General features: G+C 65.2%; 16 protein-coding genes and 1 pseudogene. 8 read left to right on the top strand and 9 right to left on the bottom strand.

The genetic code is table 11. From position 1 onward, the window contains the following. Positions 1-228: 228 nt before the first annotated feature. Positions 229-720: a helix-turn-helix domain-containing protein gene (locus tag AAFX91_RS27810; protein ID WP_130579589.1), complete on the bottom strand. Its 492-nt coding sequence runs from the start codon at positions 718-720 to the stop codon at positions 229-231. Positions 721-824: 104 nt separating this feature from the next. Here AAFX91_RS27810 and AAFX91_RS27815 point away from each other — a divergent pair. Together AAFX91_RS27815 and AAFX91_RS27820 are read left to right on the top strand one after the other, a co-directional pair. Further along, positions 825-1,612, top strand: a pseudogene (locus AAFX91_RS27815) (SDR family NAD(P)-dependent oxidoreductase). A gap of 166 nt (positions 1,613-1,778) precedes the next feature. Continuing rightward, a complete protein-coding gene (locus AAFX91_RS27820; protein ID WP_165421163.1) occupies positions 1,779-1,937 on the top strand; it encodes a hypothetical protein in 159 nt (52 codons plus the stop codon). Between the two features lie 49 nt (positions 1,938-1,986). Here AAFX91_RS27820 and AAFX91_RS27825 read toward each other — a convergent pair whose 3' ends face one another. Continuing rightward, positions 1,987-2,595, bottom strand: a complete 609-nt coding sequence (locus tag AAFX91_RS27825; protein WP_130579591.1) for an FMN-dependent NADH-azoreductase — start codon at positions 2,593-2,595, stop codon at positions 1,987-1,989. A gap of 100 nt (positions 2,596-2,695) precedes the next feature. On the opposite strand from AAFX91_RS27825, the gene AAFX91_RS27830 reads away from it, so the two are divergent. After that, positions 2,696-3,097, top strand: coding sequence for a helix-turn-helix domain-containing protein (locus tag AAFX91_RS27830; RefSeq protein WP_130579592.1), 402 nt, complete (start codon positions 2,696-2,698; stop codon positions 3,095-3,097). 113 nt (positions 3,098-3,210) lie between these two features. On the opposite strand, the gene dprA is transcribed toward AAFX91_RS27830, so the two are convergent. After that, positions 3,211-4,326, bottom strand: a complete 1,116-nt coding sequence (dprA, locus tag AAFX91_RS27835) for a DNA-processing protein DprA (protein ID WP_130579593.1) — start codon at positions 4,324-4,326, stop codon at positions 3,211-3,213. A gap of 129 nt (positions 4,327-4,455) precedes the next feature. Between dprA and AAFX91_RS27840 the strand changes: the two genes are divergently transcribed. Then, positions 4,456-5,697 carry an amidase gene (locus AAFX91_RS27840; RefSeq protein WP_394568763.1) on the top strand — a complete coding sequence of 414 codons (1,242 nt, stop codon included), beginning with the start codon at positions 4,456-4,458 and terminating at the stop codon, positions 5,695-5,697. Here the strand turns inward: AAFX91_RS27840 and AAFX91_RS27845 are convergent. From AAFX91_RS27845 to AAFX91_RS27860, 4 genes are all read right to left on the bottom strand, one after another. Further along, complete coding sequence (locus AAFX91_RS27845) at positions 5,692-6,903, bottom strand: patatin-like phospholipase family protein (protein ID WP_394568764.1); 1,212 nt, start codon at positions 6,901-6,903, stop codon at positions 5,692-5,694. The genes AAFX91_RS27840 and AAFX91_RS27845 overlap by 6 nt on opposite strands. A 155-nt stretch (positions 6,904-7,058) precedes the next feature. Continuing rightward, complete coding sequence (plsY, locus tag AAFX91_RS27850; RefSeq protein WP_130579596.1) at positions 7,059-7,655, bottom strand: glycerol-3-phosphate 1-O-acyltransferase PlsY; 597 nt, start codon at positions 7,653-7,655, stop codon at positions 7,059-7,061. Between the two features lie 20 nt (positions 7,656-7,675). Continuing rightward, positions 7,676-8,977, bottom strand: coding sequence for a dihydroorotase (locus AAFX91_RS27855; RefSeq protein ID WP_130579597.1), 1,302 nt, complete (start codon positions 8,975-8,977; stop codon positions 7,676-7,678). A gap of 4 nt (positions 8,978-8,981) precedes the next feature. After that, positions 8,982-9,935 (bottom strand): aspartate carbamoyltransferase catalytic subunit, encoded by a 954-nt coding sequence (locus AAFX91_RS27860; RefSeq protein WP_130579598.1) that lies wholly within the window; start codon positions 9,933-9,935, stop codon positions 8,982-8,984. 268 nt (positions 9,936-10,203) lie between these two features. Here AAFX91_RS27860 and AAFX91_RS27865 point away from each other — a divergent pair, with 268 nt between their 5' ends. The 4 genes from AAFX91_RS27865 (at position 10,204) to AAFX91_RS27880 (ending at position 14,482) form a co-directional block, all read left to right on the top strand. Then, positions 10,204-10,950 carry a M15 family metallopeptidase gene (locus AAFX91_RS27865; RefSeq protein WP_394568765.1) on the top strand — a complete coding sequence of 249 codons (747 nt, stop codon included), beginning with the start codon at positions 10,204-10,206 and terminating at the stop codon, positions 10,948-10,950. Between the two features lie 122 nt (positions 10,951-11,072). Next, complete coding sequence (locus AAFX91_RS27870; protein WP_394568766.1) at positions 11,073-12,719, top strand: acyl-CoA dehydrogenase family protein; 1,647 nt, start codon at positions 11,073-11,075, stop codon at positions 12,717-12,719. A gap of 142 nt (positions 12,720-12,861) precedes the next feature. Beyond that, on the top strand, positions 12,862-13,635 hold the full coding sequence (locus AAFX91_RS27875) for a CPBP family intramembrane glutamic endopeptidase (RefSeq protein ID WP_130579600.1): 774 nt from the start codon (positions 12,862-12,864) through the stop codon (positions 13,633-13,635). Between the two features lie 88 nt (positions 13,636-13,723). Beyond that, positions 13,724-14,482 (top strand): CPBP family intramembrane glutamic endopeptidase, encoded by a 759-nt coding sequence (locus AAFX91_RS27880; protein WP_245476314.1) that lies wholly within the window; start codon positions 13,724-13,726, stop codon positions 14,480-14,482. Here AAFX91_RS27880 and AAFX91_RS27885 read toward each other — a convergent pair. Then, positions 14,479-15,411 (bottom strand): AEC family transporter, encoded by a 933-nt coding sequence (locus AAFX91_RS27885; protein WP_130579601.1) that lies wholly within the window; start codon positions 15,409-15,411, stop codon positions 14,479-14,481. The two genes, AAFX91_RS27880 and AAFX91_RS27885, sit on opposite strands and share 4 nt — an antisense overlap. 3 nt (positions 15,412-15,414) lie before the next feature. Next, complete coding sequence (gene ruvX, locus AAFX91_RS27890; protein ID WP_130579602.1) at positions 15,415-15,897, bottom strand: Holliday junction resolvase RuvX; 483 nt, start codon at positions 15,895-15,897, stop codon at positions 15,415-15,417. Between the last annotated feature and the right edge of the window lie 278 nt (positions 15,898-16,175).

The raw sequence follows: 16,175 nt of genomic DNA on the forward strand, positions 1-16,175 counted from the left end.
GTTCGTGACGATCGCGAGCCGCCCCTCATTCGGGTGAGACGCGCGGAGTTAAATCACTGATTTGCCCGACGGCGGAACCGGAATGTTTTTTGCGGCAGGGGTGGACGAGGCAAATCACGTTGGAATTGCAAACGAATTTTCTCCCGTCATTCCGGGGCGCCGCGAAGCGGCGAGCCCGGAATCCATTTCCCCACTTGCGCTTGCGGCCCGATGGATTCCGGGCTCGCGCTACGCGCGCCCCGGAATGACGGCGGAAGCCCGTTTCGCGCGCTTGGGCGCGCCGCGCTTCAGGGTGATGTCGGCGAACGAGAGCAGCCGGCCGTCCTGCGAAGAGAGCGCGAGTTTTTTCACCGGCTTGCCGTTCTCGCGGTCGACCATGGTGGTGCCGATCTGTTCCGGATGATCGTCGAATTCCTCGCTCCACTGCCGGAGCGCCACCAGGATCGGGAAGACCCCAAAACCCTTTGGGGTCAGCGCATATTCCTGATAGGCGCTGCCGTCGGAGGCGGGCGCCAATTCCAGGATGCCCTGGTCCACCAGCGCGCGCAGTCGCACGGTGAGGATGTTCCTCGCGAGCCCCAGGCTCTTCTGGAATTCGCCGAAGCGGCGGTGGCCCAGCAGTGCATCGCGGATGATTAAGAGCGACCACCAGTCGCCCAGCACATCCAGCGAGCGCGCGATCGGGCATTCCGCGCCCTCAAGGCTTGTCCGCTTCACCATCAAGATCTCCGCCGAAATGCATCACAGGCTTGTGTAGTTGCATTATAAAACCAGATCGCCTAGTTGTCCAAGGAGGTTTAATCATGCAACCACTGGAGGCTATCGTGAGACTGGCGAACAAGACGGCGTTGATCACAGGAGGCAACAGCGGCATCGGTCTTGCGACCGCACGTCTGTTCGTTCAGGAAGGCGCCAAGGTTGCCATCACCGGGCGGAACCAGGCGACGCTGGAAGCGGCCGCGCAGGAATTGGGGCCGAATGCGCTCGCGATCGTCGCCGATGCCACCGATGTCGCGGCAATGGAAGCTGCAGTCGCGCTGGCCGCGAAGAAGTTCGGCAAGCTCGATATCGTCTTCGCCAATGCCGGCATTCCCGGTCAAACCCCGCTCGGTGGTACGACGCTCGCGGCGTTCGAGCAGGTGATCCGCACCAATCTGACGGGCGTGTTCTTCACGGTGCAGGCGGCCCTGCCGCATCTCAATGACGGCGCTTCGGTCGTCCTCAACGGCTCCGTGATCTCGGTGCAGGGAAATCCAGGCTATTCGGCCTATGCCGCCAGCAAGGGCGGCGTGCGCGCGATGGCGCGCGTGATGGCTTCCGAACTGTCGCCCCGCAACATCCGCGTCAATGTCATCTCGCCCGGCGCCATCCGCACGCCGATCTGGGTGCCGCGACGGCAACGCCTGAAGCAGAAAAGGCCTTCGAGGCGCGCATCGCCAGATCGACGCCACTGCGCGGGCTCGGCGAACCCGACCACATCTCGAAAACGGTGCTGTTCCTGGCTTCCGACGATTCCGCCCACATCCAGGGGCAGGAACTGTTCGTCGATGGCGGCGCAACTGCTTTGCCCGCCGGCGCTCCGATCTATCGGGAGCAGAGCCCGCGGCAGTGAGTGGCGATCCGGTCAGAGCGACGGCAAGCCGTTGCCGCCGGCGGTGCCGGTTCACGTGACGCCTTGTCTCACCGGGCCGGGCATGAGTCGTTGAACCTTCGTCGTGCTGCCAAGACAGTCTTATAGGCAGGGACCTTCCTTGGCTTATTGGAACTGGAGAGCAGCAATGCCGACAGTCATCCGCACCCGTCGCTCTGCCCCACTTTCGCGCATCCCGCAGGATTCAGCCGACGCGCAATTTGCTTCAATCGCGCTGTTTTGCGGGATCGGCATGCTGATTTCGTTCGTCGCCGTGATTTGCGACGTGCAGGGCGTCTGGCATTAGCTGCTACACCATGGCCGGTGGACGCTGGCCATGGTGTAGATCGATGTCGTTACGCCGCGGTGAGATTACCAGCGGCTTGCAGCGCGCCTGAGACAGCCTTTTCCCGATGCTCCGGCCCGACCTGGATTCCGTCGGCGGAGATGAATTCGGGCTTCGTGATTCCGATGAAGCCGAACACCCAGCGCAAATAGGTCTCCAGATGCTCGCCGACGGCGGCTGGCGTGCCCGGGCCGTAGAAGCCGCCGCGCGAGATCGCGACGATGACGCGCTTGTTGCCGGCGAGGCCCTCGACGCCGGCGGCGCCGTACTTGAACGTCTTGCCGGCAACCAGGATGCGATCGATCCAGGCCTTGAGCTGGCTCGGGATGGTGAAATTGTACATGGGCGCGCCGAGCACGACGATGTCGGCGGCGAGAAACTCCTCCAGCATCTGCTGGCCCGCGGCGATGTCCGGCTGCAGCAAGGCATCCGGAGCGGCGCCCTGGCTCGCGGCCAGATGGGAACCCGAGAGGTGGGCGAGCGGTGTCGTCGTCAGGTCGCGATAGGCGACGTCGATGCCGGGATGGGTCTTGCGCAGCCGGTCGACGATGGCGGCGGAGACCTGACGGCTGACGGAGTGGGGGCCCAGCACGCTGGAGTCGAGATGCAGGAGTTTCATGGTTGGTGTCACCCTTTGGTATAGGTTTGTAACTGGCGCTATATGAGTGACCGTGGCAAAAGCCCGCAAGAACGCACATTTTTCTAACCGGAGCACATCAGTGAAACCCGAGCACATCCATGTGCCTGTCCTGGAACCGATCCCGCATACCAGTGGCGACTGCCGTGGCGTGGCCTCGGTGCTGGCGCGGGTCGGCGACAAATGGAGCGTGCTCGTCATCATGCTGCTCGGCAACGGCCCACGCCGGTTCAACGAGCTCAAGCGTACGATCGGTGGCATCTCGCAGCGGATGCTGACCCTGACGCTGCGCGGGCTGGAGCGCGACGGGCTCGTCACGCGCACCGTGTTTCCGACCATTCCGCCGCGGGTCGACTATGAGCTGACCGATCTCGGCCGCGGGCTGGCGAAGCCGGTGCAGGCGCTGGGACAATGGGCGTTCGAGCATTTGCCCGAGATCGAGCGCGCGCGAGGCGAGTTCGATGCGCGGAACGATCGCGGATGAAGAGATTGAATTCGTAGCCCGGGTGAAGCGCAAGCGTAACCCGGGGCATCTGTGTCAACGGTGAGAGCGGTCCCGGGTTGCGCTGCGCTCCACCCGGGCTACGAGAGGTCGCTTCAGACCAGCGACACCAATCCACCGCCGTGGCGTTCGAGGCGGCCGGCGAGCTCAAGCTCCAGCAGCACCGTGCGAACGATGGTGGCTGACAGGCCCGACATCCGGATCAGGTCGTCCAGGCTGACCGGGCTCGGGCCGAGCAACGCGACGATGCGTTCGCGCTCGCTCGGGTCGGTGTCGAAATCAAGCGGCTCGTCGTCGCTTTCGCGTGCAGCGAGCGCGAGCGGCCGCTCCATGATCGGCTGGACCGCGTTGATGATGTCGCTCGCGCTGGTCACGAGCGCTGCGCCCTGCTTGATCAGATCGTTGGTGCCGGCAGCGCGCGGATCGAGCGGGGAGCCGGGCACGGCGAACACCTCGCGGCCCTGTTCTGCCGCCATGCGCGCGGTGATCAGCGAGCCCGAGCGGTGCGCGGCTTCGACGATGACGACGCCAAGCGAGGCCCCCGAGATCAGGCGGTTGCGGCGAGGGAAGTCGCGGGCGCGCGGGACATGGCCGAGCGGCATTTCGGAGATCGCAGCACCTTGTTCGAGCAAGGCCGCGAGCAGGTCTTCATGCTCGGGCGGATAGATCCTGTCATGGCCGCCGGCGAGCACCGCGACTGTGCCGGTCTCGACGGTGGCGCGATGGGCGGCCTGGTCGATGCCGCGGGCAAGGCCGGAAATCACGACGAAGCCGGCATCGCCGAGATCGTGGGCGAGGGTACTGGCGAATTTCAACCCGGCACCTGAGGCGTTGCGCGAGCCGACGATTGCGATCATCGGCCGCGCCAGCACGTCAAGCGCGCCGCGCACGGCCAATAGCGGCGGCGCGTCATCGATCGTGGCAAGCCGCGCCGGATAGGCGGCTTCGCTAGGTGCGACCAGGCTGACGCCGTGCTTCTTGCAGGCCGCAAGCTCGGCCTTTGCCTCCTCGACCGTGCAGATGCGTCCCGCACCGCCACCGCCGCCACGGCGCGCCATCTCAGGAAGGTGCTCCAGCGCGGTGTGCGCGTCGCCGAAATGGTTGAGGAGCGAGCGAAAGGTGCGCGGCCCGACATTCTCCGAGCGGATCAGCCGCAGGCGGTCGAGGCGTTCGGAATCGGTGAGTTCGTGCTTTGGCGTGCGGTCGTGCATGGCGCCAGCATGGATCAACCGCAGCGCGCAGGCAACGGTCCCCGGGGATGAGCCATTCGCGGGCGCGCCTTGCCCGATCGCGAGGCGGCCCGTAAAAGCAATCCAACCAATGAAGGGAGGAAATTCCCGATGATCTCGCTCGCCGAACTCACCCGTCACATCGAGCAGGGCGAACTCTTGCCCGACGCAGCGCTCGCCCAATCGCTCGCGGCGATCGATGCAGAGGAAAAGACGATCGGCGCCTTTGTGTCGCGAGCGGAGAATCCGCGTGCGCAGGCGTCGGGACCGTTGCGTGGTATTGCGGTGGGTATCAAGGATATCATCGACACTGCGGATTTCCCGACCGAGATGGGGGCTGCGATCTATCGCGGAAATCGTCCGCGCGCCGATGCGTCTGTCGTGATGATGCTGAAGCAGGCCGGCGCCACCATTGTCGGCAAGACCACGACGACGGCGTTTGCCGCCAACGATCCGACGGCGACGCTCAATCCGCGCAATCATGGCCACACGCCGGGCGGATCGTCAGCCGGATCGGCCGCTGCCGTCGCAGCCGGGATGATTCCGCTGGCGCTGGGGACGCAGACGGCAGGCTCGGTGATCCGGCCGGCGTCGTTTTGCGGCGTCGCTGCGATCAAGCCGTCCTACCGGCTGCTGCCGACCGTCGGCGTCAAATGCTTCTCCTGGACGCTCGATACCGTCGGCCTGTTCGCGGCTGGCGTAAGCGACCTCGCGGTGGCGCTGGCGGCGATGACGGGCCGGCCGGCGCTGCTATTGCCGGACACGATCGCAACGCCGCGGATCGGCATCGTGACGCAGGACTTTGCCGGTGCACCTGATGCGTCAGGCGCGGAGGCATTACGGATCGCGGGGCAGGCGGCCGAGCGCGCCGGCGCTTCGGTTCGTGCGCTGCCATTGTCTGAGATCGTCGCGGAGGCCTGGCGCATTCATCCGGTGGTACAGGACTTTGAAGCGCATCGGTCGTTCGCCTGGGAATATGGCGAGAACTATGACGCGATGCCGCCATTGCTGCGCGGCCGCCTCGACGAGAGCAGGGATGTGACCGCCGCTCAATATGACGACGCGATCGATATCGCCGGCCGTGCGCGGCAGGCTCTCGCGCAGTCGTTTGGGGATGTCGACGTGCTGCTGACCCTGTCGGCGCCCGGCGCCGCGCCGAAGGGACTCTCGTCGACCGGCGATCCCCGCTACAACCGGCTGTGGACGCTGATGGGCGTTCCCTGCGTCAACGTGCCCGCTTATGTCGCCGAGGGCAATTTGCCTGTCGGCGTGCAGGTGATCGCGCCGTTCGGCGCCGACGCCAAGGCGCTGGCGGCTGCGCGCTTTGTCGAGACGGCGCTGGCGAAACTATAGCAGCGCGGGTTCGGCGACGCGTGACTTGCGCGGCGTCTCGATCCGCGTGGAGCCGGCGTCCTGCGCCAGGAAACGTTCGGCAGCCTTGCGGCCGCTCCGATGCAAGAGGCGAATGAAGCCCGGGCCGAGATCGGTGGCGCTGCGCTGGGCGAGCCCGTCGATCTCGTCTTCCGCGGCGATCCGGAATAGCCGCAGCGAGGGGGCCGCGGCAGGGCGCGCCCATTCCAGCGCCGCGATCTCGGCATTGAGCACGGAATTGGCCGTGATCTGGTCGAGACGGCGATCGATCGCGGCGGGTGTGATCGGGACATAGCTGTCGCGCGCCGGCGTGACTTGGACGACCAGCACGTTGGAGGTCTCGGATTCCTGCACCAATCGAACCAGCGGAGGATTGGCGCCAAAGCCGCCGTCCCAATAGGACTCGCCGTCGATTTCGACTGCGCAATGGATCAATGGCGGGCAGGTCGAGGCGAGCAGCACGTCGGCGGTGATCTCGGCATTGCTAAAGACCTGCTGCCGGCCATCGCGGACGCGCGTCGCCGCGACCAAAAGTTTCGGGCAGGCGGGGCTCTGCAGCGCGGTGAAATCGATGTCTCTTGCCAGCGCCTGACGCAGCGGATCGAGATCGAACGGATCGAACTGGCCGGACCGCAGCGTCGGCCCGAACGCGACCGAGCGTCCCGCCGGCGAGAATCCTCCGACCAGCATCAGCGAGCGGAACGAGGCCTCATGCATGATCCGCATCCAGAACCGCTTGAGTGCGGCACGCGCGCCTTCGCGGCCACCTTCCACCAGGCCGCAAGCGAACAACGCGGCGTTGACAGCGCCGGCGCTGGCGCCGCTGATGGTGTCGAACGCGCAATCCGGTTCTTCCAGGAGCCGCTCGAGTGCGCCCCAGGTGAAGGCGGCAAAGGTGCCGCCGCCTTGCAGCGCCAGCGATAATTTTCGCGGGGGCCAGACGAGCGATTCGCCCGCATCCGTCTTTTTCGGCTTGTCGACCGGCGAGCGTGCCGGCAGGTCGGCCCGCGCCGATTGCATATTCAGTACGGCGTCTGGTGGTGGCGGGGCGGTAGGCCGCTCGGCTCCCACGCTGGATTTGGTTGCCGAACTGACGGCACTCGGCGTGTCCTTGGAGAATGACCAGATATCGGAGGCGGCGAGCAGGGCGCTCGCGCTGGACGTGCTCACCGGACACGACGCGCTCATTCCGTCGATTCCATCCTGTTCGATCCCGTCTATCTGACGCAACCGTATGACGCCGTTTGTTGACTCGCAGGATGACAGCCTGCGTCACTGTTCGCCAGTGCCGCCCGCAAATTTCGAACGGATGTGACCTGCCCTCAACAGGTTGATGGCGAATTCTAGGCCTTTTGGCCGATACGCCCCTCGGTTCCCGCTCGCAGTCGCTTGATGTTCTCGCGATGGGTGTAGAACAGCATGAGCGCCAGCACCGCGGCGAGCGCGGCGAGTGCGGCGTGCCCGAACCACCACAGGAAGATCGGGGTGACGACGGCCGCAACCAGCGCCGAGAGCGACGAATAGCGCGTGGTGAAGGCAGTGGCGAGCCAGACCGCGCCATAGACGGCCGCAGCCGGCCAGAACAGGCCGATCAGCACGCCGATATAGGTGGCAACACCCTTGCCGCCCTTGAATCCGAGCCAGACCGGGTAGAGATGGCCGAGGAAGGCGCCGAGCCCGGCCACCATCGCCGCATTCGGGCCGCCGAGATAGCCCGACAGCACAACCGCGGCCGTGCCCTTCAGCATGTCGAAGATCAGCGTTGCGGCGGCAAGCCCCTTGCGCCCGGTGCGCAGCACGTTGGTGGCGCCGATATTGCCGGAGCCGATCGAGCGCAGATCCTGCGTGCCGGCGATCTTCGTCAGGACCAGGCCGAACGGGACCGAGCCGAACAGATAGCCGATCAGGAAGGCGACGATCAGGAAGGCGTCAGAGGACATGGCCGGCGCTCCCGCGGGTGTTAGACATGTTCATACACCGTCCGGCCGCTGACAATGGTGCGCACGACGCGGCCGGAGAAGCGGGCCTCGTCGAAGGGCGTGTTCTTGCAAAGCGATTTGAGGTCGACGGGATCGAGCACCCAGGGCGTCTCCGGATCGATCACGATCACGTCGGCCGGCGAACCGGCGCGCAGCGAGCCGCCGGGCAGGCCCAGCAGTTCGGCGGGTCGGGTCGACATCGCGCGGATCAAGGTCTTGAAATCCATCTCGCCATTATGGATCAAACGCAGGCCCGCCGGCAGCATGGTCTGCAGCCCGACCGCGCCGAAAGCGGCCTCGGCGAACGGCAGGCGCTTGACCTCGACGTCCTGCGGATTGTGGTCGGACATGATGACGTCGATGAGACCGGAGGCCAGCGCGGCGACCAATGCCTGGCGGTCGTCCTCGGTGCGGAGTGGCGGCGACAGTTTCAGGAACGTCCTGTAAGGCCCGATGTCGTTCTCGTTCAGCGTGACATGGTTGATCGAGACCGAGGCGGAGACGTCGGCGCCGGCATCGCGGGCGCGTTTGAGGATCTCAAGCGACTCCGCCGTGGAGAGGGAGGCCGCGTGATAGCGCCCGCCGGTGAGCGCCGCGAGCCGCACGTCGCGCTCGAGCATGATCGACTCGGCGGCGTTCGGGATGCCGGCAAGCCCCAGCCTTGTCGCGAACTCGCCCTCGTTCATCACGCCTTCGCCGACGAGGTCGGGATCCTCGGTGTGATGCACGATCAGCGCGTCGAAGTCGCGCGCATAAGTCAGCGCGCGGCGCATCACCTGCGCGTTGGTGACGCTCTTGTCGCCATCGGTGAAGGCGACCGCGCCGGCGGCCTTCAGCAGCCCGATCTCGGTCATCTCCTCGCCGCGCAGGCCCTTGGTCAGCGCCGCCATTGGATGGATGTTGACGATCGCGGTGTCGCGGGCGCGGCGCATCACGAAATCGACGGTCGCCGAATTGTCGATCACGGGCGAGGTGTTCGGCTGGCAGATGATGGTGGTGATGCCGCCGGCAGCCGCGGCGAGACTCGCCGAGGCAAAGGTTTCGCGATGGTTGGCGCCGGGCTCGCCGACAAAGGCGCGCATGTCGATCAGGCCGGGAGCGACGATCTTGCCGGCGCAATTGACGATGTCGGTGCCTTCAGGGACGCCGGCTGTGCCGATGCCGCGCTTGGAGTCGCGGATCATGCCGTCGGCGATCAGGACGTCGGCGGGCCCGTCGAGATCGCGGGAGGGATCGACGACGCGGGCATTGGCAAGCAGGATTGGGCGACGATCGGTCAGCATGATCTCACGCGTTCGGCAGGTTGCGGGCGAGCGCTTCCAGCACCGCCATGCGCACTGCCACTCCCATTTCGACTTGTTCGCGGATGACCGACTGCGCGCCGTCGGCCACGGCCGAGTCGATCTCGACGCCGCGGTTCATCGGCCCCGGATGCATCACCAGCGCATCTGGTTTGGCGTAGGACAGCTTCTTCTGGTCGAGGCCGAAATACTGGAAATATTCGCCCGACGACGGCACGAAGGAGCCGTTCATGCGTTCGCGCTGCAGGCGAAGCATCATCACGATGTCGGCACCGTCAAGCCCCTCGCGCATGTCGCGGGCGACCTCGACCCCCATCCGCTCGATGCCGCGCGGCAGAAGCGTCGAGGGCGCGACCACGCGGACGCGGGCGCCCATCGTGTTGAGCAGGAGGATGTTGGAGCGCGCGACGCGGGAATGCATGACGTCGCCGCAGATCGCGATCACGAGCCCCTCGATCCGGCCCTTGTTGCGGCGGATCGTCAGCGCGTCGAGCAGGGCCTGGGTCGGATGCTCATGCGCGCCGTCGCCGGCATTGATCACGGAACCGTCAACCTTGCGCGCCAGCAGTTCCACCGCGCCGGAGGCGTGGTGGCGCACCACCAGGATATCCGGATGCATCGCGTTCAGCGTCACCGCGGTGTCCATCAAGGTCTCGCCCTTGCGCATCGAGGACGAGGACACCGACATGTTCATGACGTCGGCGCCCAGCCTTTTTCCCGCGATCTCGAAGGAGGATTGCGTGCGGGTCGAAGCCTCGAAGAACAGGTTGACCTGGGTGCGGCCGCGCAAGGATGCGCGTTTCTTGTCCACCTGGCGGTTGAGCTCGACATATTCCTCGGACAGGTCGAGCAGCCCGGTGATGTCGGCGGCGGAAAGCCCCTCGATGCCCAGCAAGTGCCGGTGACCGAGGACAAAGGTCGATTTCAATGATGGGGTCATTAAAGCCAGAGCTATAGGCGGGGATGGCCGGCGGGGCAAGCGGGAATAGGGGGTGGATGAGTTATCCCCGGCTAGATGCCGCTGCATCTTTCGCCGTCATGCCCGGGCTTGTCCCGGGCATCCACGTCTTGCTTTGCTCCATCTTCCGGAACAAGACGTGGATGGCCGGGACCCGGCTACGCCGAGGCTTCGCCGGGCACTCTGGTGTAAGCCCGGCGAAGCGATAGCGAAGACGGGCAAGCCCGGCCATGACGATGGGGCGACAATCGTGAAAATTGTTGTGATTGCGCTCGTGGCGGCCACCTCGGTTTCGGTAGCCCGCGCGCAGCAATTGCCCGGCGGCTTCGTGTTCCTGCGCGACATCGATCCGACGATCATCCAGGACATCCGCTATGCCAGCTCGAACAATTTCGTCGGCCGGCCACTCAGGGGCTACGGCGCGCGCGAGTGCGTGGTGAAGCGCGAAGTCGGGCTTAAGTTGAGGGCCGTGCAGCAGGAACTCGCGGGACAAAAGCTGTCGCTGAAGATGTTCGATTGCTATCGGCCGGCGCGGGCGGTCGCCGACATGGTTGCGTGGTCCAGGGATGGCAAGGAGACGGCCGCCGGCAAGCGCTACAATCCGGTGTTCAGGAAGGCCGATCTGTTCCGGCTCGGCTATATCGCTGCGCGTTCCGGCCATTCGACCGGGGCCGCGCTCGACCTGACGCTGGTCGATCTTGCCGCCGACAATTCCGGCAAGTTCGATCCCGCAAGAGATTATGCCGACTGCACGGCCTCAGCAGAAAAGCGGGCCCCGGAAGGCAGCGTCGACATGGGCACGGGCTATGACTGCTCCGACGTCAAGGCGCATACCGCCGCACCCTCGATCAATCAGGCGCAGCGTCGGTGGCGCAGGATGCTCGTCGCAGCGATGGCGCGACAGGGCTTTGTCAACTATTCCAAGGAGTGGTGGCATTTTTCGCTGCCCGGCGCGGGTGGTCAGGCCTATGATTTCCCGATTCCGCCGCGCCGCTAAAGCGTGATGACTTTTCTTCGAATCGTCATCCCGCTTTAGCTCCCTGTTTGAGCATGATCTTTCCGGAAAACCGGTGTGCACTTTTCCGGATCATGCTTTAGTTCCGGCTTTCAGGAAGCGTCATGACCCAAGCCATCTTCTCGACCCACGAGGTCTTCAACCAGTCGCCACCGTTCGAGGACGTCGATCTGTTCACACTCGACAAGCCGCTGGTGGCGGCGGTGGCCGCCAATGGCGGCGGCTCGGCGCAGGGCGAACTCGCACAGTTCGGCAAGCATTGGGGCTCGGCGGCGATGGCGGAGCGGGGCCGCATCGCCAATGAGAACACGCCGAAACTGCGCACCTTCGACTCCCGCGGCAACCGGCGCGATGTGGTCGAGTTTCATCCGGCCTATCACGAATTGATGGCGCACAGCGCGCATGCCGGCGTGCACAACTCGACCTGGACCACGGACGGCAAGCCCGCGGGCGGGGCGGCGGAGGTGGTGCGCGCAGCGAAATTCTATGTCGCCGCGCAGGTTGAGACCGGGCATCTTTGCCCGATCACGATGACCCGCGCCGTCGTCGCCCCGCTGGCCTCGCAGCCGGATCTCCTGGCGAGGACGATGCCGGTGATCGCCACGCGTTCCTATGATCCGAGCTTCATGCCGTGGTGGGAGAAGCGCGGCATGACGCTCGGCATGGGCATGACCGAGAAGCAGGGCGGCACCGATGTGCGCGCCAACATGACGCGCGCGGCGCGCGATGGCGATGCGTACCGCATCACCGGGCACAAATGGTTCATGTCGGCGCCGATGTGCGACGCGTTCCTGGTGCTGGCGCAGGCCGAGGAGGGCCTGAGCTGCTTCTTCATGCCGCGCTTTGCGCCTGACGGATCGGTCAATGCCATCCACTTCCAGCGCCTGAAGGACAAGCTCGGCAACCGCTCCAATGCGTCGTCGGAGGTGGAATTCCACGGCGCCTATGCCGAGCGGATCGGCGAGGAGGGCAAAGGTATCCGTACCATCATCCAGATGGTGCAACTGACCCGGCAGGATTGCGCGATCGCCTCCGCCGGGCTGATGCGCTCGGGGCTTGCGCATGCGCTGCATCATGCGCGCCATCGCAGCGTGTTCCAGAAGCATCTCGCCGATCAGCCGCTGATGCAGGCGGTGCTGTCGGACATGGCGCTGCATGTCGAGGCTTCGATCGCGCTGGTGATGCGGCTCTGCCGCGCGTTCGACCGCACGCCCGATGACGCCAAGGAGGCGGCCTATATGCGGCTGCTCACGCCCGCGATCAAATACTGGACCTGCAAGAGCGCGCCCGGATTCCTCTACGAGGCGATGGAGTGCCTCGGCGGCAACGGCTATGTCGAGGAGGGCATTCTGGCGCGGCATTACCGGGAGTCGCCGGTCAATGCGATCTGGGAAGGCTCGGGCAACGTGATGTGCCTCGACGTGCTGCGCGCGCTGTCACGCGAGGCCGACGCGGCTGCGGCCATTCTGCAGGAATTGTCGGGGGAGACGCAGGGCCTGCCGGGCGCAAGCGAGGCGGTTGCGTTCATCAGCAAGGCGTTCCGCAGGCCCGACAGCGAGCGCGTCGCGCGGCTTGCGGTGGAGAGACTGGCGCTGCTGGCCGCGAGCGCCGCGCTCAATGGCGTGATGCCGCGTCACGCCGAACGGTTCGCGGCGACACGGCTCGCGACCACACACGCCGGCATGTACGGCGCCGTGGAGCTTGCCGAGAGCGACATGCGCGCGCTGCTGGAGCGGGCGCTGCCGCATTGAATGCCGCACATCTCGTCATGCCCGGGCTTGACCCGGGCATCCACGCCTCTCGTGCCACGCAGAGAAAAGGGACGTGGATGGCCGGGACGAGCCCGGCCATGACGTTGTGGAGGCAGGATCGCATTCGATCGAGAGTTAGCTGATGGATGTCCTTAGTGCCGAAAATCCGCCGTTGACCACAGCTCCACCGCCACTGCCACCGCGGGTGTGGAAATTCTGGGGTACGACGCTCTGGGGATTGTTCGTGTTCGGCGGCTTGTTCCTCGGGCAGCTCGCCGTCGTCATCTACTTCATGCTGAAACGGGAGGCGCCCGATGTCGCGTCCGCCATCCAGGTTCTGGGCGGTGGATGGACGATTGCGCTCTCGGTCACCACGGGACTGCCAGGGGCGCTGCTGGCGCTCTGGATCGCGATCCGTCCGACCCGGATTTCCTTCGCCGATTACCTCGCGCTGCGCTGGACCTCCTGGAAGAACTTCGCCATTGGCGTGGCCGCGCTGGCGTTATTGGCTGGCGTGTGGGAGTTGGTCTCGCGCGCGCTCGGCCGCGAATCCTCGCCGGGCTTCATGGGCGAGGTGATGAAATCGGCGCAGGCCGAAGGCGCGCTTTGGCTGCTCGTCGTCGCGTTCTGCGTTGCCGCGCCGATATCGGAGGAGCTTTTCGCCCGCGGCTTCCTCTATCGCGGCTGGTCGGAAACGGCCCTGCGGCCCGCAGGCGCGATCCTGCTGTCGTCGCTGGTCTGGACCTTGCTGCATCTGCAATATGACTGGTTTTTCCTGAGCGAGGTGTTTTCGATCGGGCTCGTGTTCGGCTATCTGCGCTACCGCTCTAATTCGACCTGGCTCACGATCGTGCTGCATGGGCTGAACAATCTTGCGGCGACCCTGCAGACGCTGTGGCTGGCGGGGCAGTCGTAGCTGCTTGCACCCTACTGGCAGGATGATCGCCGGGCATGCTAGGTAGAGGCTTAGCCCACGCTGCGACGTTGTCGCGGAAAAAATCGATATGTCGGACTTCGAAAATGCCAAATCGCCGACCTCGGTCTCGCCGCGAACGTGGGACTTCATGGAGACGACGTTTGTCAGTCTGATCGCTGCCGGCGTGTTCGTTCTGGCAGGGCAACTAACCATCAGCATCATGCTGGCCACGGACGGGGGGACGACGGGCTTATCGCCAGCTCAATTTGAGGCGGTGTGGATGCAGGGGCGCTGGCAAGGCGCCGGCACAATCGCGGCAGCTCCGGCTACCGTCGCCGTGTTGTGGATTGCGATCCGAATGATCCGCAGAGATTTCGCGGAATATCTTGCGTTGAAGTGGCCGAGTGCGGGCGAACTGTGGCGCGGCGTGGCCATCGTGACGATGGTCTTAGTAGCCGAAAGTTTCGTCGCATATGCTGTTGGCCAAGACGTCCCACAAGACCCTACGGCTGCTCCGCTTCTCGTCGTCGGAGACGCGAGCGGTTTGCTCGCCTTGCTGATCGGCAGCTGCATTGCAGGGCCGATACTCGAAGAGTTTGTCTTCCGCGGCTTCATGTTCCGTGGCTGGTCGCAATCGTTTCTTGGTCCGATCGGGGCCATCGTGCTGACCTCCGCGGTATGGGCCGTGTACCACACTCAATATGATTGGTTTGGACGGCTGGAGATCTTCGTCGTGGGCCTTGTGCTTGGCCACCTTCGTTGGCGCAGCAATTCAACCTGGCTGACGGTGGTGCTTCATTCAGCCATGAACACCGTCTACTTCTTCCTGATAGGGCCTTATATCTAAAGCCCGCTTGCCGCGAGCGCGATGATAACGGGCATCGTAATCGCCGCCAGTATCGTCTGCAGCGTGATGATCTGGGCGAGCAGCGGCGCATCGCCGCCCATCTGGCGGGCGAGCACATAGGCCGAAGAGGAAGTGGGTACCGCCGAGCCGACGGCGACGATCACAAGGCTCGGGCCGGACAGCCCGAACGCGAGCCCGAGTGTCACAGCAAGCATGGGCAGGGCGATCAGCTTCAGGAACACCGTGACGCTGGCGGCGAGGCTCGGACGGAACATGCCTTCGAGGTGCAGGCCGGCGCCGGTGACGAGCAGGCCGATCGCAAGCGAGGAGCGGCCGAGCGCGTCGGCGACGTCATGCCAGAGCTTTGGCAGTGGGAAGTGGGTCACGTTCAAGAGGAGCCCGACGACGCAGGCCCAGATCAGTGGGTTTTTCACCACCGTCATCACGATGGTGCCGGCCGATTGCTTTTGCGGCGCGGCGTAGTGTGCGAGCACGGAGACGCTGAAGACATTAACCAGCGGAATGATCGCGACCATCGCGACGGAGGCGAGCGCGAGCCCGACATCGCCGTAGAGACTGCCTGACACCGCGAGCGCGACATAGGTCTGCCAGCGGGTGGCGCCCTGGAACACCGAGGTGAAGGCGGGGCCGTCGACGCCGCTGCGTGCGAGCAGCGGGCGGAGTGCGAGGCACAATAGCGACATCGCCAGCGCCGAGAGGAACAGCGCGCCGCCGACACCGCCGATTGGCACCTTTGTCAGGTCGGCCTTCACCAGCGTCTGGATCAAAAGCACCGGGAACAGCACGTAATAGGTCAGCCGTTCCAGGCCGTGCCATTGTGTCTCCGGCTTGAGTAGCGTCCGCTTCAGGATGAAGCCGAGCACGATCAAGAGGAATGTCGGCAACAGCGCCGCGATGACGACGGCCATGCTTCAGCGCTCGCCCCGCAATTTTGCCAGCCGATCCAGCGCGCCCTGCAGGATGAAGATCGCGGCGTGCTCGTCGATCACTTCAGCGCGCCTGGCGCGGCTGACATCCATGCCGATCAATTCGCGTTCGACCGCCGCCGTCGAGAGCCGCTCATCCCAGAGCCCGATCGCGAGCGTGGTCAGGTTGGAGAGGTTGCGGGCAAAGGCGCGGGTCGATTGCGCCCGCGGCCCCTCGCTGCCATCCATGTTGATGGGAAGCCCAAGCACGAAGCCGACCACGTTGCGCTCGCCGGCGATCGCCATCAACCGTGCCGCGTCGGCCTTGAACGCCTTGCGCTGGATGGTCTCGACGCCAGTAGCCAGCCGGCGATCGGGATCGGAGACGGCGACGCCGATGGTCTTCGTTCCAAGATCGAGCCCGATCAACGCGCCACGTTCAGGCCAGTGCGCGACAGCTTCGATCAGGGGGAGGACAGGGGCGGGCATGAGGATGCGATTAACACGTGGTGCCCTGCGGAGGCAAAGCCGCCCTTCACCTCCCCCCAGCGGGAAGGCGAAGATCGGTAGCCCGGGTGAAGCGCAGCGTAACCCGGGAACGCTCGCCGACGCTGACGCAAATGCCCCCGGGTTGCGCTCCGCTCCACCCGGGCTACGGGGCCACCTCTCCCCAGCGGAGAGAGGTGGAAGCGGTCCTGACCGGCTACATGGGTAACAGAATAGACCGGCGACATGGGTAACAGGTCAACTGGTCGGCAAGGAGGACC

Source organism: Bradyrhizobium sp. 31Argb, from assembly GCF_043638955.1.
Classification (GTDB): domain Bacteria; phylum Pseudomonadota; class Alphaproteobacteria; order Rhizobiales; family Xanthobacteraceae; genus Bradyrhizobium.

Excerpts from the sequence above, each read along its gene's own strand:
- AAFX91_RS27860 (WP_130579598.1), bottom strand. The coding sequence starts at position 9,935 with ATGACCCCATCATTGAAATCGACCTTTGTCCTCGGTCACCGGCACTTG.
- ruvX (WP_130579602.1), bottom strand. The coding sequence starts at position 15,897 with ATGCCCGCCCCTGTCCTCCCCCTGATCGAAGCTGTCGCGCACTGGCCT.
- AAFX91_RS27810 (WP_130579589.1), bottom strand. The coding sequence starts at position 720 with ATGGTGAAGCGGACAAGCCTTGAGGGCGCGGAATGCCCGATCGCGCGC.
- AAFX91_RS27825 (WP_130579591.1), bottom strand. The coding sequence starts at position 2,595 with ATGAAACTCCTGCATCTCGACTCCAGCGTGCTGGGCCCCCACTCCGTC.
- plsY (WP_130579596.1), bottom strand. The coding sequence starts at position 7,655 with ATGTCCTCTGACGCCTTCCTGATCGTCGCCTTCCTGATCGGCTATCTG.
- AAFX91_RS27885 (WP_130579601.1), bottom strand. The coding sequence starts at position 15,411 with ATGGCCGTCGTCATCGCGGCGCTGTTGCCGACATTCCTCTTGATCGTG.
- AAFX91_RS27855 (WP_130579597.1), bottom strand. The coding sequence starts at position 8,977 with ATGCTGACCGATCGTCGCCCAATCCTGCTTGCCAATGCCCGCGTCGTC.
- AAFX91_RS27840 (WP_394568763.1), top strand. The coding sequence starts at position 4,456 with ATGATCTCGCTCGCCGAACTCACCCGTCACATCGAGCAGGGCGAACTC.
- AAFX91_RS27845 (WP_394568764.1), bottom strand. The coding sequence starts at position 6,903 with ATGAGCGCGTCGTGTCCGGTGAGCACGTCCAGCGCGAGCGCCCTGCTC.
- AAFX91_RS27880 (WP_245476314.1), top strand. The coding sequence starts at position 13,724 with ATGTCGGACTTCGAAAATGCCAAATCGCCGACCTCGGTCTCGCCGCGA.
- AAFX91_RS27870 (WP_394568766.1), top strand. The coding sequence starts at position 11,073 with ATGACCCAAGCCATCTTCTCGACCCACGAGGTCTTCAACCAGTCGCCA.
- dprA (WP_130579593.1), bottom strand. The coding sequence starts at position 4,326 with ATGCACGACCGCACGCCAAAGCACGAACTCACCGATTCCGAACGCCTC.
- AAFX91_RS27820 (WP_165421163.1), top strand. The coding sequence starts at position 1,779 with ATGCCGACAGTCATCCGCACCCGTCGCTCTGCCCCACTTTCGCGCATC.
- AAFX91_RS27875 (WP_130579600.1), top strand. The coding sequence starts at position 12,862 with ATGGATGTCCTTAGTGCCGAAAATCCGCCGTTGACCACAGCTCCACCG.